Origin of the sequence: Nostoc sp. (assembly GCF_036917135.1) — a bacterium.
Lineage (GTDB): Bacteria > Cyanobacteriota > Cyanobacteriia > Cyanobacteriales > Nostocaceae > Nostoc.
Genome location: NZ_JBALEA010000031.1, coordinates 79,786 through 103,151, shown reverse-complemented (window position 1 = coordinate 103,151; position 23,366 = coordinate 79,786). Strand labels below are relative to the sequence as shown.

The following is a 23,366-nucleotide window of genomic DNA, read 5'->3' as shown; positions in this document are numbered from 1 at the left end:
GGCTGACTATTATGGTACTTACCATATGCCTTATTTCCTTTGCCTCCTGCCTTTTACCAACGTGAAATATTGACTTGGACTTACTTAAATAACTGATTTTGGATTTTAGACCGGAATCAAATATACAATCCAAAATCCAAAACTATCAGTCAACTTTATGTTGATTAAGTTAACTTAAATAACCTGCTAACACTAAGAATTATTAGCAGTAAATCCTTACTTGACGCTCGATGACTCGCTACCGCTCCGCTATCAGCACCTCTCTTAATAGACATCTCCAAATCCAGCACCATAGTCACTGCTTTAGCTAAAGCATTGATGCTTGTATTTGCTACCTCCTGACGCAAATAGTAAATGCGATTAGGATTGCTGATATTGCATAGTTGAGCTAATTCACTATCTTTCTTAATCCCAGAAACAATCGCAGACTTAACCCACAGCCAAGTTCTAAACTGTGTTAGGAGAGTAGCAACAATCACCATTAATGGTTCCGAGCGTGACAGTAAATCATCCAGCAGGTGCAAAACCTGATTGCTTTCTCCTTGGCGAATAGCAGATGCCAGTTGTAGGCTACTTTGAGTCTGACATGGCACTAACTCTTTTACTTCTGCAAGTTCAAGTTGTCTGCCATTACCATAAATATACAGTTTGCGTAACTCAGTAGCTGCACGAGTCATGTCGTTACCAATTGCTTCTGCTAGATATTCCACCGCATTCTTTGACAACACCAGCTTAATTTTTTTCGCCTGAGTACTGATCGCTTTTTCAATCAAATCAGTACGCCAAGGTGGTATCAATGAAAACTCAAACAACTTGGCATACTTGACAAAATGTTTGTAAATCTTCAGGCGCTTATCTACATTGGTGGCGACAAACACCAAAATTGTGAATTCAGGCACTTGAACAAGCTGCTGCAAAGTTGACAACTCAGTATCACCCCACTGCTTGAGGTGGCAATTTTCCACAATCACCAGTTTTTTACCTCCAGTGAGGGAACAAGTGCGAGCTACGCTGATGGCTCGGTCAAGGTGATCGGCTGGAAATCGGTGATAGCAAAGTGTGAGCCATTGGGAATCAATCTCTGCTTTGTATTGGTTTAGCTGTTCTTGAATAGCGTGTTGGTCGTCACCTGTCAGCAAGACAATCATGCTTTTACCCTCCCGTTACTGCTCTTGTTGGCAGTTTTAATTAACACAGTCATTGGTTGTTGACTTTGGGTAGCTCGTTGCAACATTTTAGCGATCGCTTCTTTACTACTCTCAAACTTATTCAGGTAAGCTGGTGTAACCTCTAAAATCGCCTTGTCACCTTGCAATTTAACGAGATGAGCATGAGCCAACAGCTTTTGATTGCTGGGTTTAGCTGTATCCATCACCTGCTGCCAAATTTGATCCAGGTTAGTAGTCTGGGCTGCAACTGCTGGTAATAATTTGTCATCTACAGGTTTAGCTGTCACCTTGTTTGTGGTGTATACTCCAACTGTCGGTAGCAACTTGCCGTTATGCACAGGTTTAGCAGTTAGCGTCTTGGTTGCACTGACAGGCAATAAACTGGGTATCAGGTTCAGTAAGCAAACTTCTAGCCACACAGCAGCATTTACTGTGTACCTAAGATAGTTTTCTGCTTTTTGTAACTCTGTTAGGGACAAATTCAGCGTCTCGAAATTCCAGTGATTTGCTAAAACCTTGAGTTGAGCATAGCTAACACAACCAGTTAGTAGGGATTGCTCTTTGGGTGCAGACTTGATAATCAGTAAATCTCGGTATGTTTGCAGTAAATTAGAGAGAATCAATTTGGGCGTTTTACCAGAGTCTACTAGAACTCTTGCTACTTGCAGCAAGTTAAAGGTGTTGTTGGTGGAAATTGCCTGTAAAATTGAGATTAATTCTGTTTCTGTCACACCACCAGCGATTTCCATGACATGATTAGCAGTGATATCTTCATCTAAAAGACTCACCTGACCCAGTAATTGCAGTGCATCCCGCAATCCACCATCGCTGAGTCTTGCGATCGCTGTTAGTGCCTCATCATCAATAGAAATAGATTCTGCATCTGCTACAATACCGAGGTGCTGTACAATTGCCTGAACAGACAAAGTACGGAAATTAAACACCTGACAACGGCTGACAATAGTAGGTAACACCTTGTGCAGTTCTGTTGTGCAGAGAATGAAAACAACATGAGGTGGTGGTTCTTCAATACACTTAAGTAAGGCATTGAAGGCGTTACCGGTTAGACAATGGCACTCATCGAGAATAAAAATTCGGTAACGTCCTGCAACAGGTGCTAAGGTACTGCGCTCAATTAAAGCACGGGCATCATCTACACCATTATTAGAAGCAGCATCAATTTCACTAACATCTAGGCTATTACTGGTTTCAATTGAACGGCAGGATTGACAAATACCACAAGGTTGGTCAGTTGGTTTTTTAGTGTTGAGGCAATTTAGGGATTTAGCAAATATCCGAGCAGTTGAGGTTTTACCTGTGCCTCTAGAACCTGTGAATAAATAAGCTGGTGCAATTTGCAGGTATTTGACAGCATTAGTCAGAGTAGTTTTGATGTAGGGCTGTCCAACTAATTCGGCTATTGTCTGGGGTCGATATTTTTGATGTAGGGCGACTGTAGACATAGGATTCATTAACCTTAATTTGTCGCCCTTACCCCTGTTAAGGGGGTGTAATTTTGAATCCAAAGTAGGCTGATTTGCTCAACCGTTACCAGCAGTATTTACCTATACCATAAATTGAGTATGCCTAATTATTTAAACGTTGAAACAGGTGTATAAGTTTATGGAATTTACAACCGAGCTATAGCCATTTTAGAATTCATATCCTTGGCTCATAAAACGCTAAATTTCTATTTTTTACCTGCTTCCTTAAGCAGTAGCGAATTCTGTTAAACCTCGTTTACTGGGATGATGGAAACCCAAAACAATATCGGCTTGGGGTATTCCGGCTGATAGCAAATCATCAACAACGCATAAATTAGTTGCATCTTCTTCCACCCAAACTTTGCCGTTTTTAATGCAGAGATAGATGATAATATATTGTATCTGCTTTTTGTCATCCCACCCAAATCGAAACCAAAGATATTGATCTCTTGTTTCATCAAAAGCCAAGCGATCGCTTACTTCAACTCCCGGATCTTTTACAACTTGAGTATTAGTAGTTTCGTAATACTCAGTTAATATCTTCTTAATACCATTGCGGTATTGCTCTAGCTTATCCATTGCCAAATTTCCTCCTTTAAGGATCATCTGTGATAGTCCAACCGTCTTTTATCAATGCGTTCTTGACTTCATTATGGTATATGTCTCTTGCTGGCATGGTGGAACTATAGAGTAATACTCTGATTGTAAAGTGTTTACCATATTGGGTAACAATTAGATTCTAAAACATACTTTTCTATCTTTCCTTCTTGCACCCTACTTTGCTTCCTTTTTTCTTGATAAAACTGGATAAATTTGGCATTTTGGCGGCAAATACTCGGATATCTACCGCCAAAATGTACAATTTCTATTTGTCAAAATCGAGGATTTTCGTTTATATTGTCAGTTTTGTCCAGAGTTCCTCAAATCCCCGTCTAAAATAAACACCACTCGTATCCAAAACACCCTACAAAACTTCAAGATTCCGATTAACATTTATTAAGCATTTAGAGTGTACAGTGGCAGTAAGAATTGACGCATTTCCATTTGCAGTTCTGGATTTGGTCTATCTCCATAAGGAACCAACATGGCAGGATGATCTGATTGTTGTAAGTGCATTTTGATAGCGGAACTGGGAATTGCCTTGGCTGCTTCTACTAAATACTTGAGGTTAAACTGAATATTCAATGACATTTCTGATGGTAGATGAGCAGCAATAACTTGATCGCCTTTGCCAAACTCCCGTTCAATTGATAGTCGTAGCTGCTGCAAAGCTCCATCAAACTGTAAGTAAATACCTTTCTCTTTTTTATCTGTTAACACAGCTAACCGTTCCAGTGCTTTGACTAAGAATGCTTTTTCTAGGATTACTTCTCGGTCAAAGCTAAATCTTGCCAATAGCTGTTCGCAGTCAGGGTAAGTTCCTTCAAGACATTGACATCTGAGGATAATATCTTGCCAAGCAAAACCCAAGCGATTACTTTGGGCATCATACAACAGATTAATGAATTCGACAGAATCATCCAAGTTACGCGCTAGTTCCTTGAGGACTCGACCAGGAATAGTAAATTGTATCTCTTCAGATTCTACTTGTTGGCGGGGTTTTCTACCAATTCCTTGAGTTGAAAGTTCGGTGGTTGCAACTCGATGCCCATCAGTACCAATAAACTTTAACTTTTCCTGTGTAAGTTGAATATGAACTCCGGTCAAGATATATTTATTTTCATCAGTGCTGACAGCATAAATTACACCTTTCAAACCATCTTTGAAAACTGTTGTTGGCAGAGGAATGGGAGTAGCATCAATTGTAGAACTAGGTGGAAATTCTTCAGCACTAATGCCTCTAACTTCATATTTTCCATCAGCATCAGATAAACTGAGAGAGCAGACTTTTGTTTGCTTATCTTCATCATTAAGTTGTAGAATCTGAGTCTGACTACTGAGGCTAATATTACCATTAGGGCAATGCTTAACTATCTCAAATAGCATTTCCACTGGCACAGTAATTTCACCCTTGAGCAACACCTGGGCTTCAAAACTTGCCTGAATTGTTAATGCTAAATCAGTAACAGTTAAATGTATCTGTTGTGTTTCAATATCTGCAATGATTAAAGCATTAGCAAGAATAGGATGGGTAGGTTTAGCTGGGGTAGCACAACTAACTAAAGAGAGTGCATCGTGAAATTTAGTTTGTGAGCAGATTACCTCCATTCCTGATTCTATAAGTGGTTGAGAGTTTAACTCTGATTTGGCAGAACGTTTATTAGTACGCTTATTTGAGATAGGCTCAGTTGAAGCATCAGCATCAGGAGATGTAGATTTTTTCTTTTTACCTGTAGATATTTCTGGGATATTTGCTGATACTTCATTTTCGCCTTTAGGAGTAGCTACACTTGTTTGTTTTGTCTGATTGGCAGGCTTTACCCTTTGTTTCGATGCTGTTTGAGTCATGATGATTTATTTCTGGTTGCGTCATTGTTAGAAAGGTGACTGCGATAGCAGAAAATAAAGGATGTGAAGTTTTGAATCAGATGCTTTTACTCTGTGAGACATACAGAACTTTACTGATATATCCCATTTCACGGCTCTCAGGTAAGCCTTTATTCTAATCTTAGCTTTCGGAGTATCAGGCTCCGCTCCTGAATTATTAAGTTCTACAAATGCCTCCAAAAGTTCTTTCCAATGCTTTTTAAACTAATAATTTTGCTGTTATTAGCAGATTCTTCTGTAGTGTTATCACCCAGCACAGAATCATTTTCCAACAAAGAGTTCAGCAGTGATAGTTGATGTTCAACATCTGCCACATCGCGATATATTCGAGATGGGTCTATTTTCATTCCTAAAGGTGTAGGAACGATTTTCAAATATTGGTTTAATGTCTCTAGATAATTTCTATTGGCAAATTGTCTTTGTACTACATAAGGGCGCAAAATCTCCAGTAATTGGATAGCTCTTTTGATTTCTAGAGAATCAGAAGTACTATCAATTTGAGGTTGGCTTTCTCGGTAGCCTTTCATTTTCTTCTCAGCCACGAGACTGTGGAATTTAGAAACTGCTTGTTGATAATTACCGAAAGAGTGAACTTTTTGCTGAGATTTGTAGCCGACCCTACCCCACTCAACAGTTAGATTACCTTGCTCAACTTTTGCACTCCAGAATTTGTTACTGTTCTGAGCCGCATTGACAAATATTAAGTAAACTTCCATATTTTTGACATAATTTAGAGTAAAGTATTGCCATGTCAAATGAATATCTCAACAACAGATGTTCATTTGACAAAAGCTTCAAATCATTACTAATTTGGAAATACCTAATTAGTACGGAACCTAGAAGTACGAAGACCTTTCTTAGACACCTGCACAGGACTGGAAGCTGGTCGCGCAATCTTTGACCAAGACTGCATCCGCTCAACAGCAGCAGCATCTTGAACAGCTAAAGGGGTGATGTTTTGCTGACAATTTTCTAAATCAGCCAGTGTGACCTGCTGAGGTCTTCCCTCATCAAAAGCCAGTAGTGCTGCTTCTGATGCCAGGGTTTCCAACTCAGCACCACTAAACTTGTCAGTAGCAGCAGCGATCGCCTCTAAATATTCCTGTGGAACTTCTATACCAAACCGTTCTAAGTGAATTTTGAGAATCTGGCAACGTTCCAACTCAGTAGGCAGGTCAACGAAGAAATTCTCATCAAACCGCCCTTTTCTCTTGAACTCAATAGGCAGCGCTGTTGGGTCATTACAGGTTGCCACCACAAACACCCCCGCCGTACACTCAGACATGAAAGTGAGGATATTTCCCAGAATCCTTTGTGATACTCCAGAGGTATCGCCATTAGCTGAAAGTGCTTTCTCAACCTCATCAATCCACAATATACAGGGTGCGATCGCTTCAGCAGTCTTGAGTGCGCGGCGGACATTGCCCTCAGATTCTCCCACCAGGCTACCAAGCATTGAAGCAATGTCTAATTGCAGCAGTGGAAGATTGAGTATGGTTGCAATGTTCTTTGCTACTATCGATTTACCCGTCCCTGGTGGCCCTGCCAGTAGTACACCTTTAGGTTGGGGTAGATTTAGCGATCGCGCTTCTTGGGAAAATAACCGGCGGCGGCGTTGCAACCAATCCCGCAACAGGTCTAGTCCACCAAACGGTATTGTTGCCGGTTTACCTAATTCAATACCCATTTGAGCCAGTAGGCGGGTCTTGTATTCCACAACCAAAGGGATGACAGTAGCATCAATTACTATACCTTTAGAAGTTAATCGCTCCTTAACAGTGAGCCGGAGAAAGTCGCTGATTTCCTCCAAGGTTAGCCCTAATGCTGCTCTTGCCAAGGTTTCTTTATCTTCAGTGGTGAGAGATACGGTAAAAGTTACCTCTTGCTCACTGGCAGATTCTTGCAAGTACAGCAAATATGATTCTAAGTGGTCTTGAATTTGCTCAATGCTGGGCAAAGGAACTTCACAGCAAGGAATTAGCCTCAGCAGGGATTCGTGCAGTTGAATGTTTTGACCTAAAAACACAATTCGCTTTTCAGTCGGTTTGAGGCGATGGTACAAGTTTTTGACTCTGGTGAGAACTTCCCAACTCAATTGCAGAGAGTTTTTACCCACAAAAGGGTGAACATCTCCCAGGATGAAAACCCCATTACCGCCGAAATTGTTGATGTACTCGAACACATATATTAAAGGGTCTATGTTATGAGGCTTTTTATACGTCTCGACTGATTTGAATACCAGTCCACCGTCGTCAGCAATCAGACATTGCTCCAAGCCGGAAACTCCCAAATTCCAGAAGTATACAGGACTGTTAAGTTTGTCCATCACTTCAGTAGTTAACCACTGAATGATAGTGGCTTCTTCGGGGGACAGAACATCTATTGCCACGATGGGTATTTGAGAGTCAATGGTGGTAATCAGGTTTGATAATTTCATTGTTGCGAATTTTGATCGGGTACGGGAGAAAGTTTTTCGTGAGTGGTAACAAGATGCACGACTACTTCGTAAACTTCGGCATCGCCGTTAAACACTTCAGCAACTCCAGAAGAATTTGGATGAGCAATGGCGGAAATTAGGGCATTGACTAAAGCGCACAGTCCCTCCGCATTTCCTTTGATAATTACTGGTTGCCGCGCTCCTTTTGAGGGGTAAATATGGAGCATCGGATAATCTTCAGCTAGTTCACTCATAGAAAAATTGTGCAGGGGGATTTTCTTCGTCCCCCCATCGAATATTTATTGGTGCAGTCGTTGTTGATGAGTAATGATGCTACGAAGCTGTTGTTGAGATTCTGGTTTGTAAGTGCGTAGTTCACCGCCGTAGGCATCGCTGTGTACCACACCCAAAGCTTCCTCAAAGGGTTGGGTTGCTTCTAGGCACGACAATCCCTCAAATCCCTCGGCTTCTATTTTCACTTCACCTGTAGCAGTGTCAAAATGTATCAAGATTGCCCGTTCCATAAATTATCTCCGAACTTGTTGGGTTTGCTGATGTGCTGAAAATGCCAGGCGCAGGGTATGTACCTGACCGTTGGTTTCTTCTGTGATGGTGCATTCTCCCAGATGTTCTTGTAACTGGGCTGCTTTAGCGCGAACCATCTTCTGTCCGTAGGCTTGTATTAGGGTGTGCGAAAAGAAGTCTTCTCCTAGTCGGGGTACAGTTTCATAGGCATCATGGATCAGTTGATACACCCCTGCCTCTTGATCCCACCTAAACCCGATATCTGCGCGGACACTTAAACTACGGCCAGGGACAACAATCTCAGCACTTTTCCCCTGGGAGTCGTCGTAATAACCTCTCAGCGATTGTGGTTTTTCATAAACTTGGACGGTAAGCTGCAAATCTTGTAGAGCTTGTACTAAACATTCACGGTTAGTTAGTTTTGTAGTGACAGTTGAAAAATGTGACATTTCCTACCTCTAAATACTGTGGACTGGTAAATTAATGCGAACAGTGGTGATAGACAAGGAAGCAAAAAGTTCCTTCCCCTCTCAGTTCCGTAGCAAGCTTGGGAAGTGTGGGCGTATTGTCTTCCTCTACACCCACACCTCGTTTTCGATCAAGGACGATACAGACACGCTCTTGATTGTTTTTTCTAGCGAAGTTTGAGAGACATCGCTGTAGCTTTGGTTAAGCCCATACCCTGATCACTTGCTAATCGTTGGAGATGGCGTTGTTCATCCAAAAGCTTGGAGCAAATTTCATCCATTTTTTCCTGTAAGTGAGAACGCCCTTGTGAATCCAGCTTTTTAGCATCCACAGAAGCGTTTTCGAGAACATTTTCTAGATGAGCCATCATTTGTCCAAGGCTGCTACCTGCTTCAAAACTGGCGTTAGCCAAAAGCATTTGGACTTTTTTGAAATGGCGTTCCATCTTCTTCTTGAAGTTGACTGGCTTGCGTCCTGGTTCCCAATTGCTCAAATCTTCGAGCAACTGGGCTGCTAGTTGTTCTCCTCCAGCGATCGCTGATTCCCTCAGTGTTTGTTCTAAATTTCTGTCATACTGTTCGATAAACCGAGTTATTTGCCCTAAGCATTCAGCTTGTTTCTCTGACAGTTGTTCACTGATGGCGGGAATAATGACAGGACGACCAATTACTACTTGTAAATAGTCCTCTAGTTCCTCTAAACAGGGAAAAGCTTTGGCTAAGTTCTGCTTAACTTCTTGTTGTTGTTCTACAGATAACTGCCAAGCATTGAGTGAGAGAAATTTGTCAATACGTTCTTGATAGTCTGTGTACCCCTTTTCATACTCTTCTTTCAGTTGAGTGCGTAAAACAGGTGCAATATTATCTCGAATTCCGATTAGTTGATTCCAGACCAAGGGCGCTAAGTCTATAGAACAAATCCAATCACCATTGTCATAATTCATCCATTCTTGGACTGAAGCAATTTCTTGCCTTAATTGGTTTGCTGCTTCGTCTAAAGCTTTGAAAACTTTGATGCCCTTTAAACCAACTTCTGAGGTTGTAACCTTCACTAAGTCAGATTCTTGTTCATCTTGAGAATATTTGAGAACATCTGTCCATTTTGGAGCATTACTCTTGGTTGTCTTCTTTAACTGAATCTTGAAACGTATGCGAGTTTTATTCAAATTAGAGAGATTATATCTTTCAACAACAGCGTCTTTTAGAAAGGTTTCGCTTGAATTGGTAATCACTGCTTGTACCACATTTACTAGGAATAATAATGTTTTTGGACTCAGTGAAATAAAGCGTAAGCTTTACCTTTTCGCCACTAAGTTGGGCTATAACTTTATTCACGTAAATCATTTAAATGGTTATTAAATATAGATAAATTTGATTGTAATTTAAAAAATAATTTGAGACTAAAAAGCTGTTGAAATCAGATTATTGCGGAAATATTGTAAAAAGAAGACAGTTTTTCTATAGTTAGTAAGCAGTTATAAAAGTGAGCAAACGTTTCATAAGACATTATCTATTTCGATTTCATAATCTAGCAATCATAAGCTAATCGTCATTTGTTTTTACAGATTTATTCGCTTATAGTAAGGGCTTAAGCCCTGCTTTCATCCAACTTAAATGCTCATTAGCTTATTTGATTTGTGAAAATCACAAGGCACAGAACCCCGATTTATCTAATAAATCGGGGTTCTCGTTGTTCACGAATGATTAATCGGAATTTTGTGTTGAGATTGCTATACACAATTATTACCGAATAACTAATATCCGTTGTCTAGCCCGTGAGCTAGAAACATAGTACAAACGATTAAACTCTCTAATCTTTGCCAGGACTGCCTTACTGTCATCTCCTCGTTCTGGATAAAGTCGCTTACTCAAATCTTTACCATCAATACCCGCTTCTAAGAAAGTGCTACCTTGGCTATTGTGAACAGTTAATGCAAAGCAGTTTCTAATGTTGGCAAACTGCTCTGAATGTTTGTAGTACTGCTTCCACAGAAAGGGATTACGCTTGGCACTTTTGAGTAAGCGTTTGGTTTCTTGGTCAAATTGTTTTTGCTCATCTTCCTGCAAAACATAGAACTGACGCACAATCCCCTCATCTGTCTCTACCTTCAACCTCCAAGTATCATAGTTGTTGTAACGATCCCCAAAGACATCTAAAACAGTAAACTCTGTAGATGTAGAAAGAATCGTAGTTTTACCATCAGGAGCCATCACTGGATCTCTGGTAATTAATCTCTCTCCAGGAATAAACCGATTGATATTTTCACCATATAAATGTGTGCGAATCTGCTGATTGTAAAAGTCAACTTGAGTATTAGTCCAGGACAAAATTCGGAAACAATCTGGGTTCTGAGCAAATTCTCTCTTCATCTTTTTGCAGGCATAATGCAGCAAAGTTTGACGTTTAACCATCAACGCCCCATTACTTTTATCAGGCAGATATTTGGCATAAGGCTCAAAAGGAAACTTACTCTTCGTAACTGCATAGCGAGAAGCAGTGACAAACTCTAACAAAGGGCTACCAGTTCCTTGACGCACAACTTGAGTCAAAACTGCTTTATCTGGCACTTGAAAACTAGGAGATTTTCCTTCATTAACTGGATTTAATTGTGCTGGATCGCCCATGAGAATAATTTTGATTTTTGTCCAGGTGGATGATTGGTTAGCAACATCCTCAATCCAGCGCCAGAGTTGTTTGCCAATCATGGAACATTCATCAATAAAGACAACATCAAATAGATTGATGTAAGAAGGCCCAGTTTGGTCAAGTACTTTCTCTTTACCTCTAGTTACCATACCCAGTCCTAACAACTGGTGAATGGTGAAGAATTCTACCCCTGTTACGCCATTTTCTGCCGCCATACGTTGCAGCACACCTACAGCTTTATTAGTGGGTGCAGTCAGTACAACTCGCTTACCCGCAGCGACAAGAACTTTAACTAGTTGGAATACAATAGTTGACTTGCCGGTTCCCGCATAGCCAACCAGCAGAAATAAAGCAGCCATCACAGTTGGCTGTATAAATGTCCACATTGCATCTAAAGCTTTTTGCTGCTGTTGGGTGAGTTGAAATGGAAAAGAACTTGTTGCAGCGAAAGTAGGAAGTGTTTGGATCATCATCGCTTCGCTAATTCCATTAATTGATCCACTCAATGCAGCGATAGCTGTTGGTTTTACTTCTCCGAAAAACAATACTCCTTTTGGTTTGAGGAATATATGTTTCTATATCCATTCGGCATCATCAGAAATCAATATATTGAAAGTTTTTTAACATTCAGATGATTTAGTTAAATCTGGAGTTGCACATATATATTTTTCTATGAAGGTAAACATCCTCAATCTTAAAATTATTGCTACTCGGAAATCCTACTTTAATTCTTGTGATTACAAATTTTCGCGCATGTCACCATACATTAGACCTCACTACGCATTAATACGTATTCAAATATACCAAATATTTATTACACTGAAAATAGTTTTTAGCATAGGCGTGACCCGCCGTAGACATCGCTCGTTTTTTATCCGGCCTCACTTTGGAGCGTTGCTCCCATCTCTATGTTATTCATCAAACAAAAATACCTGCCCTACAGGATTGCATTTTTCAGTGTGGGAGTAACCTTGCTAGTTAAGTTAGGACTAGAGCATCTAACTGGAATCACAAGTTCTTTCAGCTTGTGGCTGATTGCTATTTCTATAAATACTTGGTACGGTAGCATCACTTCAGGATTGGCATCAGTGTTTTTGGCTGCTTTAGCTAATCATTACTTTTTTACAAACCCATCTTCTACTCTCGATAGTCTAGAATTTGTATTATTTGTTATCGAGGGTCTATTAATCAGTGCGCTAACAGCTAACTTCCAGTCAAGCAAACAGCAGTCAGATACTGACAAAACAGAAGCCCAAATTAATCTAAAAGATTTATTACAGAGTCAGCGTTCACTTCGTCAACGTGAAGAACTATACCGAAAATTAACCCAAAATATACCCAATGGAGTAGTTTTTCTCTTTGATCGAGATATGCGCTTTATGGGTGTTGAAGGCACAGAACTGCAAATTTTTGGTTTACCAAAAGAAGAGTTCCAAGGTAAAACGCTGCACGAAACTGTTCTCCCTGAGACTTACGAAGTGATAGAACCAGTTTACCGTAGTACCTTACAGGGTACTCCAATGTGTATTGAAATCCCTTATAAAAATCAAGTTTATCTAATACAAACTTTTCCAGTCAAAGATGAAAATAGCAAAATTCTGACGGGCTTGGCAATCTTCCAAAACGTTACGAACCGCAAACAAGCAGAAGCAAAAATTATCAAGTTAAACCAAGCTTTAAATCGACGAGTTAAAGAACTACAAACTTTGTTAGAGGTGATTCCAACTGGCATTGGCATTGCAGAAGATCCAGAATGCCGAACTATTAAAGTTAATCCGGCTCTTGCCAAACTGCTGGGCATACCTGTTGACGCAAATGCCTCTCTCAGCGCTCCTAATGATGAACGTCCAACTAACTTTAAAGTTTACCAGTCAGGCAGAGAATTAGCTCCAGAAGAACTAGCTATGCAATATGCTACCACTCATGGTGTGGAAATACTGGATTCTGAGATTGAGGTGGTTCGTGATGATGGTGTGAGAATTAACCTGTCGCAGTATGCTGCCCCTTTATTTGATGAAGATGGAAAAGTGCGGGGGTGTGTAAGTGTATTTCTAGATATTACCCAGCGCAACCAGGCAGAAAGAAAATTGCAAGCTGCTAGAGATCAGTTGCAGACTGTACTGGAGGCTGTACCTGGAATTGTATCTTGGGTCAGTTCCGATTTATGCTATCTAGGTGTCAATAAGCACTTAGCTGATAGTTTTAATTTGCCTCCCGAAGCTTTTGTTGGCCAGGATATTGGTTTCTTAGCTAGTGGTAATGGGTTTCGTGAGTTCGTGCAAAATTTCTTTGCTGGAGATCAATCTGAAGCATTATATGAGTTGAAATCCATAAGCGCAGATCGTAGCTATTTAATTGTGGCTCAAAAATATGACCAGAACAGAGCCGCATTTTTAATCGGTATTGATATCACTGAACAAAAGCGTGTAGAGGAAGAACTGAGACAAAAGACTGAGGAACTGGCAGAAATAAATCGAGTCAAGGATGAATTCGTCGCTGTCTTGTCTCATGAGTTACGTACTCCCATGCATAATCTCCACGGCTGGGCGCAACTATTGCTAACTGAACATGAGATGGATGAAGCACTGAAAATTGAGGGACTGGAAACGATTGAGCGGAATGCCCGTCTACAAGTTCGCTTAATTGACGATTTGCTGGATCTGGCTAGGATGCAGAAGGGCGAGATGAATTTGGAAATCGAATCTGTTGATTTAGCAAGTGTAATTCGGTCAGCAGCAGATACTATTCGATTGTCAGCCGAAACAAAGGGCATTCAAATTCATTTACATCTTGATGCTGCTGTGTCCAACGTTTTAGGTGATGCCATTCGTTTACAACAGGTGGTTTGGAATTTGCTTTCAAATGCAATCAAGTTTAGTTCCAAGAATGAAAGTGTAGAGGTGAGGTTGGAACAAGTTGAGTCTCAGGCTCAGATTACTGTTATCGATCAAGGGAGGGGCATAGAAGCAGAGTTTATACCATTCGTCTTTGAACGGTTTAGTCAGCGTGACGCTTCAACTACTCGTTCTGCTGGTGGATTAGGATTAGGACTTGCGATCGCTCTGACAATTGTAGAACTCCACAATGGCAATATCACAGCAGCCAGTGCGGGATTCGGCAAGGGTTCGACGTTCACGGTGAGGCTACCTATCATGACAATGACAAAGCAGTTGAGTAATGACGAACTAGTAGTAGGAGAATTGCTGCATGGCAATCAGAAAATTACCCAATTGCAGAACTTGTGCATTCTGGTTGTGGATGACGATGCAGATGCTCGGATGTTAATGCAGACTGTTCTCCAAAGCGCCGGGGCAGATGTATTAGTGGCAGCATCAGTAAAAGAAGCATTGGCAGTTTTAGAACAGCGCTCGCCCGCTCTACTGATTAGTGATATCAGTATGCCAGATGAGGATGGCTTTACCTTGATTAGTCAGGTTCGCTCCCGCACTATAGAGCAAGGGGGACAAATTCCAGCGATCGCTCTCACCGCTTTTGCTGGAGCTGAAAATGAGCAACGTATTTTAAAAGCAGGGTTTCAACTTTTTATTGCCAAGCCAATTAAGCCAATGGAACTTGTGGACAAGATAATCAAGGTATTAAAAACTTGATCAACAGTATAGCAATCACCTGACGGCATTCGTGGTGAGTTAACTGAAACTCACGGTTATTGCAGCGAATGGTAATGTGATAACAGTATTCTGGTTTGATCTCACGGGGTTTTCTGGACATCTTTCAGTTAGCGAGTGAGGTATTCTTGCTTGAATACCCCACTGATTACCTTACTATTCCTGTCAAATATCGCCTGACTAGCATGGTAGTATTTGGCGGGGTAAGTCATGGTGTGTAAGATGGCAATAGAACTGTATCCATCATCCTTTCGCTGCGACTGTGGGCATCAATCGGATTTCTTTGAGAATACCGTCTCTGATATGAAAAACATGAGCATCCGTAAACGAGTCACTTTAGGAGACTCTGAAGATAACGAACACAGAATTGTTTTTTTCAAGAGTAAGGCAATAGAGATTATTTGTCCCCAACTCGGAACCTGCACAATAACCGACTCACAGTAACGGGCTTTAGAGATGAGTCACCACGCCTCACTGTCAGAACTCGATGCCCTCTTCGCCTCCCTCCACCATTGAGCCTTGAGATGATAATTGTAAGATGAGTGCCATGCTGACAGAATTTACCCTCGCCAGCTTCAAAAGCTACAGTACAAGCCGATTGCCCCTTGGGTCGCTGACAGTACTAATAGGTGCAAACGCCGCAGGTAAAAGTAATGCCCTTGAAGGTCTGCGCTTTCTGTCATGGCTAGCACAAGGACAAAAACTCTCCAGCATTCAATATGCGGTGAATAGTGCAGAGCGCGTTGTACGCGGTCGAGTAAATGACTTGTGCCATCGGGGAGAGTCAAATTTTACCATCGGTTGCCGTTTAGACTCAAGAGAGTGGAACCAACTCGATATAACCCTGAATGTGCGTGACGGAGAACTGCATATCAGTAGTGAGCGAATCGTTGGCTCCACAAGTCAAGTCCCGCTATATGACCTAGATCAGCCTTCTCAAGGAGTAGAGACTGATGTTGGTGTCGCATATAACAACTTTACAAAAGGGAAGAACAAACCACGAGTAACGTGCAGCGATCAGATGGCTATATTCGTGCAATTAGACACCCCTGCCCATTTTGATCCAAAGTACCCCATATCCCAAAAGATAATTCCTGAAACCGTCCGCGAATATCAACGAATTTTAAAGAACATCCTGTTTCTAGATCCCGTTCCCGCCAGAATGCGGGAGTACAGCTTCAAATCTGATAAGCGATTACAAGAAGATGGTACTAATCTTTCCAGCGTTCTGTATCGCTTGTGGGAGAACCAAGCCGAAAATCAACAGGCAATTCTCAACTTTATCCAGAGTCTACCAGAACAGGCTATAGATGGGCTAGATTTCCTTTTCGGCCCACGGGATGAAGTCATGGTGCAACTAGCAGAAACCTTTGGCAATACCCGTCGCTATTGTGAGGCCGCATTATTATCCGATGGTACTTTGCGGGTATTAGCGATCGCGGCGGCTATGCTATCAGCACCCGTTGGTAGTTTAGTGGTAATCGAGGAAATCGACAACGGCGTTCATCCCAACCGCGCCAAGCATCTACTCGCCAGCATCCGGGATATTGCCGAGCGGCGAAAATTGCGGGTGCTGCTTTCTACCCACAACCCAGCATTAATGGATGCCTTACCCGATGCTGCCCTCGGTGATGTAGTATTTTGTTTCCGCAATCCAGAGTCAGGAGATAGCCGCCTTATACGGCTTGGGGAGATGTACGATTTCCCCAGTCTGATATCTCAGGGGCCGCTCGGTCAACTGGTAACTGCTGGGGTAGTGGATCGGTTCGTCAAGTCGCCGCACACACCAGAAGATAGAAAACAACAAGCTATGGAATGGCTGTCTCGTTTGCAGGAGTACAGCAATGAGTAGTATCTGCCTAATAGATACCAGCATATTCCTCGAAATACTGAACGTTCCCAACTATAATCAGCATAGAGCATCAGTTCTCGAAGATTTTCAGACCTATGCTCAATCTGGCTGTACTTTTTTGTTGCCTATGGCGACGATACTTGAAACAGGCAACCATATTGCCCAGAACGGCGATGGCACAATGCGAAGGAAAACCGCCTTACGTTTTGTTAAAGAAGTTAAAGAGGCATTCACAGGCGTAGCTCCCTGGAGACCTACTACATTCCCAAACACGGCAGAGATATTGGAGTGGATTGACGACTTCCCCGATCTGGCTGGCAAAAACAAAGCTCCTAATAAGCAAGAAGGAACCAGTTTCGGTGATTTTAGCATCATTCAGGAATTTCATAAGTCCTGTAATCTCTTTCAAATGAGTGAAGTGTTTATCTGGTCGCTAGACAGCGATTTACAGAATTATCACCAAAGGGGAAAATGACAATACTTAGCATCAGCATTGAGATTAGGGCGAACGGATATTGTCATTAAGAAGCCTGTGTTCTCAACAAATTCTCAAATAATCGCATTAAGCAATGCTTACTGACTTATCACTCAGTTGGCTTTTTGACCGTCGCTATCTCCCTGCTTCAAAATTATTGCATTAATTAATTTTTCTATTTTCAAATTCTAAATTATCTGAATTTAGTAAAAAGAAATGTATTTTAACCAGTGCATAATGCATAACCTCTAGCGTTGCTGTCCTAGTCTGAGTAGGCGGTCATTTAAGGCGATTCTTCCTAATTCAGAAATAACCTCAACTGGAACACCAACAGATGTAGCTGCTTCTTTTATTGTGACTCTGCTATTTCGCAACAGAGATAAAACTTGCTGCATTTTAAGAACAACTGGATCGCTTTTGTTTGTGTAACCCCGATTAATAGCAATTCTCAGCCCGGTTTCAATATCATCTACTCTCGCTCTGCGATTTTTATCTATTAATAGTGTCTGCTGTCCAGCTATCACGCTACTTTCAGAAGCCGCTCCGCGTCTTGGCGCAGTGCCAGAGGTAATCGCATTTGCAATCTGAATACCAACATACTCAATGTTTGTACGCACTGGAACGATATCGAAGTTGTAGAGTCGCTTTTGTCCCGTTTTGTCTATAGTTTGGACAAGTAAGTTAGTAATGGCAGTGGTGGTAGCCCCTGGAAACTTTAACGGTTGGATTGCCCTCAGAAAGATGGTTGTAGCGCGTCCGCTTTTTAAATCTGTATCTGTGGTGTAGACCAGTCGTGAAGGGTCTGCTACCAAAATATAGGCGATCGCCTCGTCGGTTTGAGTGAAGCTAATAGGTGTAGCACGTCCTGGAGTAATTTGAACCTGAATTCTGTTGTTTGCAGCCATATCCCGTTCAATCAAGCGATATGCAGGAGTTTGTGCTTGTGCCTGTACAACAGGTATCGTGACCCCAAACAGTATTGTGGTGCTAGTAATAACAAGAGTGGCAAATAGTTTCATACCAATTTTTAATTTTGGACTAGAAGTTTTGACTTATAAACTGTTCTAGTAATCTCAAACATTAAGTTGTAAAACGTTCAGTTTGTATGTATTCAATAGCCAGGATGCTGTACATGAATCGATTCCAATTTGTTTTAATTTTAAATTGCTGGCTACTTATACCAAATTAGTATCATCGTTCAACTTTCAAAAAACTATTGACGACAACCGAGACTTCTGTACCTTCAGGTAAAAACTGGATATTGGGACGCTGTAGTAATTCCTGTACTGCTTGGTCAGAGCGTCTAGACAGACGTTCACTGACTGGACTAAAAAAGCCTTCTAGCGCCGCCGCCCAAATCTGAGGATTAGAGTTACTAGTAATAGTACTTTGGTTAAAAGTGCCACTAGAAACAACAGTGCTAGATTGAGTGCGGGGCTGATTCACTATGCTTCCCACCTTACCCAAACTACTGAGTAATCCAACTAATAAATCTTGTTGGGCAATATCCGTCCCCACATCATTCAGCTTTTTAGCAATTAAGGGTTGCTGTCCTCGACCGCGAATTAACAGAGCCTCAGCCGGAATGCTTTCCTGTTTGACCGTGCCTTGGGAGTCAGGGTAAATAAGCGCGATCGCACTAGCAGATACCAAGTTATTCTTTTGACCTACTGCCACTGTTTTAGTAATGAAAACAGTTCCAGCCGGGAGTGCCACTGTGCCATCTGTGGCTGTGAGAGGTTTGGTTAATTCGATAGCAAAGCGATCGCTCTTATTATTCCCTCCCTGATCCCAAATCATCGGCATGATAATTCTACCTGTGGCAGATGTACCCAGTGCTACCTCTTTAGTTTCATTGACATTGAGATTGGTTGTAGCTACAGGGGTGCGATTGAGGATACCTACCATTCCTGGAGTCAAGTTATCAGTTTTACTATCAGTGCTTTTGGAGCCAATTAAAACTGTTTGAATACCAGGGTCTTCGGGAGTGGAAATGGATGCCCTAGCTGTTGGTTTCAAGCCTGTTGGAGTTTGAGTGTTAAGAGCAACTTCTGACTGAGTTTCAGCTGCTTTAGAGTTACCGATTTGCGACTGTCCCAGGCTAGCTAGTTGGCTCCACTGCTGGAAAGGATCGACATTACTTTCAGGCTGTCGTCTTGGTGGTGAAGCTTGATAACTTACAGGATTTCGAGAAATATACCGCACTACTGGGGGCGCAGGTTGAGAAATTCTTACAGGAGTTATTGGTGTTGTGCGTGATGTAGGAGTTGTGCGCGGTGAAAAAGTCTGAGGAGGTTGAGATAGCGTTGGTTTGGATTTATTTTGTAGGGTTGGACTTGGGGATTTAGCCGCAACAGGTTCCACTTTGAGTTGTTGCTGTTGATCTTGAAAGGCTAATCTGCTTTTAAGTTCGGCAGATTCATCTAAAACTGGTTCGTCTTTTGGAGATGTAGTAGGGGTTTGAACTACTTGTTTGACAGGAGGTTTCGGTTGGAGAAATCCAAACCAGATCAGTGCTACAGAGCCAATAACGATTCCCACTAAGGCAACTACTGAACCTAGTCGAACACTAGGTTTTTCTGCTAACGGTCGCTCTACCGCTCCTTCTGCATCTTGTTTCAAGCGATATTCTTCGGAAATGAGGTGATTTGCAGTAGGGTTATAACCTGCCAACAACTGCTCCTCTTCAGGGCTGATATCATCATCAGCGACCAAAGTGGCTTGGGTAGAGCGATGATTGCCGTTAGTACTGTTGAATTCCGGCAAAGAATCACCAGAGTTTTCGTTTAGGTAGTCAAATTCATGATTTTGATTTGAATTGCTCATAATTCTACCTTTTTCCTTTAGCGTCGTTGCTGAGAATTGAACTCAACCATCTTGGTAATTTGCAGTCCAGACGATCGCACTTCATAAATTTTCTGTTCTACCAGGGGGGCATCTTTACCTAAAGGAGATCGGGGAATCTCCACTGCTTGGACGGTAAAGGTGCGGTTAAAAGGAATACGCTCATCTCTACCAGTAGTTCGGTCAACTAAGATACGGGTAGCAATCATGTCTATTTCCCATTCCCCAGGTCGTACTGCTCTTGGCTCTGACAGATAGGAAATAATAGTGGTACTACGCAGCTGACCTGAAAAGAAGTTAGTGGGAACTAATTCGGCAATCTTCGGTAGAGAAGCTTTGGCAAATTCCGGTTCTAGTAGCAGGGAAGCAAACCAAGTATTTGTGGGAATCCGCCCATTTCTACCAACTTGAATGCCTTGGTCTGGTTGATTAGTGCCAGTGAGTTTGTCATCCCAGTTAAATGTTAGAGTTGTCCAGTCACTAACTACCTTTTGAATTACAGCTGGATAGCGCCAGTTGCGGTCTTGCTCAGAAATGTAGATTGTCTCGCCATTTACCAACTGGGCAAAAGTCGTCTTGCGATCGGCGATTTTATTGACCCTGAAAGCGGTGAATAGAGTCAACAAAAATATCAGACCGTTAAATGCAGTTAGGCAGATAAAGCAAACAGCCAGGAGGTTTTTGGCTTCTGGAAGCAATGGAGCTTGAAGTCGTTTAATTTGCAGAGTCATACCAAATTGGCATAGGTAGTATTGTTTGAGAATCCACCGAACAGCCTTGTGTTAAAGGTTTTTAATTCGTCTTGGAAATTTCTGATGCCTGTCTTGAAAATAGGGACTAGGGACTAGGGATGAGGGTAGGTTAATTTTCATGCCCTCGTTGTATGATTCATCACATGACCGTCTAAATATTTCTGTCCGATTACTTATTACCCCCTGCGGAGTAGAGCAATACTGGTTGCAGTTCCAATGGCACTGCTAAAAATATCGATTAAGCCTTTGACATTGGCAGAAATGCCGTTATAGATTGCCATTCCCCCACCTCCAGCTATCAATACCGCCAACACTGGTGCAAAGATGCTCAGGAAACATAAAAATGCTACATCAGATGCTAATTCAGCACCCGACTTCACCAGCACGACGGCTGCTAAACCTACTAAAATGTTGTAACCAAGTTGAACACCAAACAAGGAAATAAACCCTGTCAGCCACGCCCAAATAGGACGACCTTGTAATGGCAGCAAAGATAAACCAACTGCGATCGGTGCAAATAATGCCGTCAGCAACAGAGCAGCTTCCAAAATATTTACAAAGCCCCATTGCAGGGCATAGAGGATAAAGCGAATAATGGGGATGGCAGTATCTCGAAACACACTACCTGGATCATTAGCAAACTGAACAGCAGTACCAATTTGACCAGGCAAAGTTCTATTCCAAAGAAAACTACCAAAATCTCGTAGTGGTTGGAGTGGAGATTTAGCTTGCTCTTCAGCTTTGGTAACAATTGCCTGTGCCTGGGCTTGCTTTGAGTTCCAGCATTCAACTAACTCTGTACCAACTTTTCCTTGACATTCGCTATAGAGGTTTTCTAGCTGTTGTCTAGCGATACTGCTAATTGCCACATTGGTAATAGCATCTCGAAATGTTAGTTCACCAACTTGAAGCTGAAGAACGCTTTGCACTTGGTTGTAAGCGAAGCCTCGGATAACAGTAATTGTCTTCGCCAGCATATTGCCGTTGGCCCCCAAGAAAATCATAATTACGATGGGCCAAACAAAGATTGATGCCAGTTCTGACCATGATTGCTTTTCAATGATTTCCTTCCCAGTGGTTAGCGCCACAAATAAGATGCTGGCGGCTCCCAAGGTGATGCCCAATTTAATCAACCCAATCCATAATGCCGAACCGAGCGGATCTAAAGTAACTAGCCAGACGGTATTCCACGACTCAACTGTGGCACGAGAAAGCTCTAAAGAACTGGAGATAATTTCTAAGGCATCGGATTCTCCGCCTGTTACTGGAAATGATTGAGCAATAATGTGGATCATGAGTGTCGAAAGCGTTAGCGATCGCAGCTAAAATTGACAGGACTTACGGATAAGGAATAAGTTCGCGGAGCGTCCCATAAAGCCTGCGGCATAGCTCCGCTTAGGGCACAGCCTCTCGTAGAGGAGGGAAGACACGAAGAAATGGAAGGTTTTGCGTAAGTTGTAATTGATTTACAATGTTTAATTCATTACTTAGAGCTAGTACATCACGCAATACGGTTCGGTTAAGGTTAAAATTCTTTGTGAAAGTCAAATTTTTTAACGAACCACAGAGGCGCAGAGGACACCGAGAGAAGAAAGAAATGCTTAACCCAAGCGTATTGGTACAGCACGGCATAAATAAACCAACCATAGCCCTACTCTTAAAACTTGCTAGGAAATAGCTAAAAAGGTTGATTAATCAGCTTTTTGACTTTTGACTTCACGGCGGTACTAGCTCTAAGATTCCAATTGGTAGCTACTGCTTGTCAGAACCAAGGGTAATGCCACCAGGCATGATCAATAACCCCGCCTGTTGAGTGGCAGCATTGCCTGCGGCAACACTTTTACGGCGATCGGCAGTATTGATGGCTGAAAGTTCCTTGGCTGTTTGAGCGGTTAAGGTGTTACTTAATGCCCTGTCAATGCGTGCTTGCTGGGCTTCAATAAGCATCCGCTCGTTGACGCGACTGCTAAGGGCAGTCTGTTGGGATAGGTTTTGCAAAATCTGTTGGGTGACATCTAAACTTTGGGATTCCTTACCCAAGCTGACGTTTTCTTGAGTATCTTGTTGAGTCGCTTGCTTAATTTGAGCCATCTGACTTTGGGCTGTTTGGCTCAAAGTAGCCTGATTAGCGATCTCTGTGGCAACTGTTCTAGTAGCGTATTTACCAAGGTCTTCACGGATACCATAAGAGCTTTGACCATTAGTTTTGTTCTCCAAAGTTTCAGACAGCACCGCACCAGGATCGTTGTTAGCAGAACCGTTCATAATTCCTGCCAAAACTTTGTTTAAATCTGGAATTTGAATTGCACCCAAGGCAGAATTGAGCAGATTGCCAAGAGGATTAAATAGGTCATTTTGAGCGAAATTTTTGACATCTCCCACAAAATCATTGATTTGAGATGCTGTGTCTGAGGTGAAAATACTACCAGTAGTTTTGTTACTAACAGCAGCAGCTACTGGATCTTGACCGTTGTCTTGAGTGCGAGCAAGGGCTGGACTGGCGATAGAACCAAGTGACAAAATTAGAATCGGTGCTATCAATCTGATAGAGGTAAGTTTAGATTTCATGATTCACCTTCCTTAATGCAGTTTCTAGATATA

Annotated in this window: 21 protein-coding genes and 1 pseudogene; 4 read left to right on the top strand and 18 right to left on the bottom strand. The window is 41.9% G+C overall.

Annotated elements, in window-relative coordinates; translation table 11 throughout:
- Window positions 1–164: 164 nt before the first annotated feature.
- From holA to V7K50_RS09035, 12 genes and pseudogenes are all read right to left on the bottom strand, one after another.
- Window positions 165–1,148: a DNA polymerase III subunit delta gene (gene holA, locus V7K50_RS09090; protein ID WP_334959234.1), complete on the bottom strand. Its 984-nt coding sequence runs from the start codon at window positions 1,146–1,148 to the stop codon at window positions 165–167.
- Window positions 1,145–2,632, bottom strand: coding sequence for a DNA polymerase III subunit gamma/tau (gene dnaX / locus V7K50_RS09085; RefSeq protein ID WP_334959232.1), 1,488 nt, complete (start codon window positions 2,630–2,632; stop codon window positions 1,145–1,147). Before dnaX ends, holA begins: the two co-directional genes overlap by 4 nt.
- A gap of 246 nt (window positions 2,633–2,878) precedes the next feature.
- Window positions 2,879–3,232 carry a XisI protein gene (locus V7K50_RS09080; protein WP_094344630.1) on the bottom strand — a complete coding sequence of 118 codons (354 nt, stop codon included), beginning with the start codon at window positions 3,230–3,232 and terminating at the stop codon, window positions 2,879–2,881.
- Between the two features lie 19 nt (window positions 3,233–3,251).
- Window positions 3,252–3,329: pseudogene (locus V7K50_RS09075) on the bottom strand (element excision factor XisH family protein); the annotation flags it as partial.
- A gap of 320 nt (window positions 3,330–3,649) precedes the next feature.
- A complete protein-coding gene (dnaN, locus tag V7K50_RS09070) occupies window positions 3,650–5,101 on the bottom strand; it encodes a DNA polymerase III subunit beta (protein ID WP_334959230.1) in 1,452 nt (483 codons plus the stop codon).
- A 203-nt stretch (window positions 5,102–5,304) separates the two neighbouring features.
- Window positions 5,305–5,856 carry a WGR domain-containing protein gene (locus V7K50_RS09065; RefSeq protein ID WP_334959228.1) on the bottom strand — a complete coding sequence of 184 codons (552 nt, stop codon included), beginning with the start codon at window positions 5,854–5,856 and terminating at the stop codon, window positions 5,305–5,307.
- Between the two features lie 104 nt (window positions 5,857–5,960).
- Window positions 5,961–7,577 carry an AAA family ATPase gene (locus tag V7K50_RS09060; protein WP_334959226.1) on the bottom strand — a complete coding sequence of 539 codons (1,617 nt, stop codon included), beginning with the start codon at window positions 7,575–7,577 and terminating at the stop codon, window positions 5,961–5,963.
- Entirely contained in the window at window positions 7,574–7,831 is a 258-nt protein-coding gene (locus V7K50_RS09055; protein WP_334959224.1) for a hypothetical protein, read from the bottom strand. The genes V7K50_RS09060 and V7K50_RS09055 overlap by 4 nt, the downstream gene beginning before the upstream one ends.
- 45 nt (window positions 7,832–7,876) lie before the next feature.
- Window positions 7,877–8,101 carry a DUF2997 domain-containing protein gene (locus tag V7K50_RS09050; protein WP_334959222.1) on the bottom strand — a complete coding sequence of 75 codons (225 nt, stop codon included), beginning with the start codon at window positions 8,099–8,101 and terminating at the stop codon, window positions 7,877–7,879.
- A 3-nt stretch (window positions 8,102–8,104) separates the two neighbouring features.
- Window positions 8,105–8,551, bottom strand: coding sequence for a DUF1257 domain-containing protein (locus tag V7K50_RS09045; RefSeq protein ID WP_334959220.1), 447 nt, complete (start codon window positions 8,549–8,551; stop codon window positions 8,105–8,107).
- A gap of 185 nt (window positions 8,552–8,736) precedes the next feature.
- Window positions 8,737–9,813 (bottom strand): hypothetical protein, encoded by a 1,077-nt coding sequence (locus V7K50_RS09040; protein ID WP_334959218.1) that lies wholly within the window; start codon window positions 9,811–9,813, stop codon window positions 8,737–8,739.
- A gap of 499 nt (window positions 9,814–10,312) precedes the next feature.
- A complete protein-coding gene (locus tag V7K50_RS09035) occupies window positions 10,313–11,761 on the bottom strand; it encodes an ATP-dependent DNA helicase (protein ID WP_334959217.1) in 1,449 nt (482 codons plus the stop codon).
- A gap of 363 nt (window positions 11,762–12,124) precedes the next feature.
- Between V7K50_RS09035 and V7K50_RS09030 the strand changes: the two genes are divergently transcribed.
- Window positions 12,125–14,824, top strand: coding sequence for a hybrid sensor histidine kinase/response regulator (locus tag V7K50_RS09030; protein ID WP_334959215.1), 2,700 nt, complete (start codon window positions 12,125–12,127; stop codon window positions 14,822–14,824).
- On the opposite strand, the gene V7K50_RS09025 is transcribed toward V7K50_RS09030, so the two are convergent.
- A complete protein-coding gene (locus V7K50_RS09025) occupies window positions 14,805–14,945 on the bottom strand; it encodes a hypothetical protein (RefSeq protein ID WP_334959213.1) in 141 nt (46 codons plus the stop codon). The two genes, V7K50_RS09030 and V7K50_RS09025, sit on opposite strands and share 20 nt — an antisense overlap.
- Before the next feature lie 119 nt (window positions 14,946–15,064).
- Between V7K50_RS09025 and V7K50_RS09020 the strand changes: the two genes are divergently transcribed.
- From V7K50_RS09020 to V7K50_RS09010, 3 genes are all read left to right on the top strand, one after another.
- Window positions 15,065–15,286: a hypothetical protein gene (locus V7K50_RS09020; RefSeq protein WP_094346945.1), complete on the top strand. Its 222-nt coding sequence runs from the start codon at window positions 15,065–15,067 to the stop codon at window positions 15,284–15,286.
- Window positions 15,287–15,380: 94 nt separating this feature from the next.
- A complete protein-coding gene (locus tag V7K50_RS09015) occupies window positions 15,381–16,694 on the top strand; it encodes an AAA family ATPase (protein WP_334959211.1) in 1,314 nt (437 codons plus the stop codon).
- Window positions 16,687–17,169, top strand: a complete 483-nt coding sequence (locus tag V7K50_RS09010; protein ID WP_196514204.1) for a type II toxin-antitoxin system VapC family toxin — start codon at window positions 16,687–16,689, stop codon at window positions 17,167–17,169. Before V7K50_RS09015 ends, V7K50_RS09010 begins: the two co-directional genes overlap by 8 nt.
- Before the next feature lie 248 nt (window positions 17,170–17,417).
- Here the strand turns inward: V7K50_RS09010 and V7K50_RS09005 are convergent, their stop codons facing one another.
- From V7K50_RS09005 to V7K50_RS08985, 5 genes are all read right to left on the bottom strand, one after another.
- Window positions 17,418–18,188 carry a hypothetical protein gene (locus V7K50_RS09005; RefSeq protein ID WP_334959208.1) on the bottom strand — a complete coding sequence of 257 codons (771 nt, stop codon included), beginning with the start codon at window positions 18,186–18,188 and terminating at the stop codon, window positions 17,418–17,420.
- Window positions 18,189–18,360: 172 nt separating this feature from the next.
- Window positions 18,361–19,995, bottom strand: a complete 1,635-nt coding sequence (locus V7K50_RS09000; RefSeq protein WP_334959206.1) for a hypothetical protein — start codon at window positions 19,993–19,995, stop codon at window positions 18,361–18,363.
- A 17-nt stretch (window positions 19,996–20,012) separates the two neighbouring features.
- The gene (locus V7K50_RS08995) at window positions 20,013–20,744 is read right to left on the bottom strand and encodes a hypothetical protein (protein ID WP_323198144.1); all 732 of its coding nucleotides are present in this window, start codon (window positions 20,742–20,744) and stop codon (window positions 20,013–20,015) included.
- Window positions 20,745–20,941: 197 nt separating this feature from the next.
- Window positions 20,942–22,060, bottom strand: a complete 1,119-nt coding sequence (locus V7K50_RS08990; RefSeq protein WP_179075923.1) for a hypothetical protein — start codon at window positions 22,058–22,060, stop codon at window positions 20,942–20,944.
- A 457-nt stretch (window positions 22,061–22,517) separates the two neighbouring features.
- On the bottom strand, window positions 22,518–23,333 hold the full coding sequence (locus tag V7K50_RS08985) for a hypothetical protein (RefSeq protein WP_334959201.1): 816 nt from the start codon (window positions 23,331–23,333) through the stop codon (window positions 22,518–22,520).
- Between the last annotated feature and the right edge of the window lie 33 nt (window positions 23,334–23,366).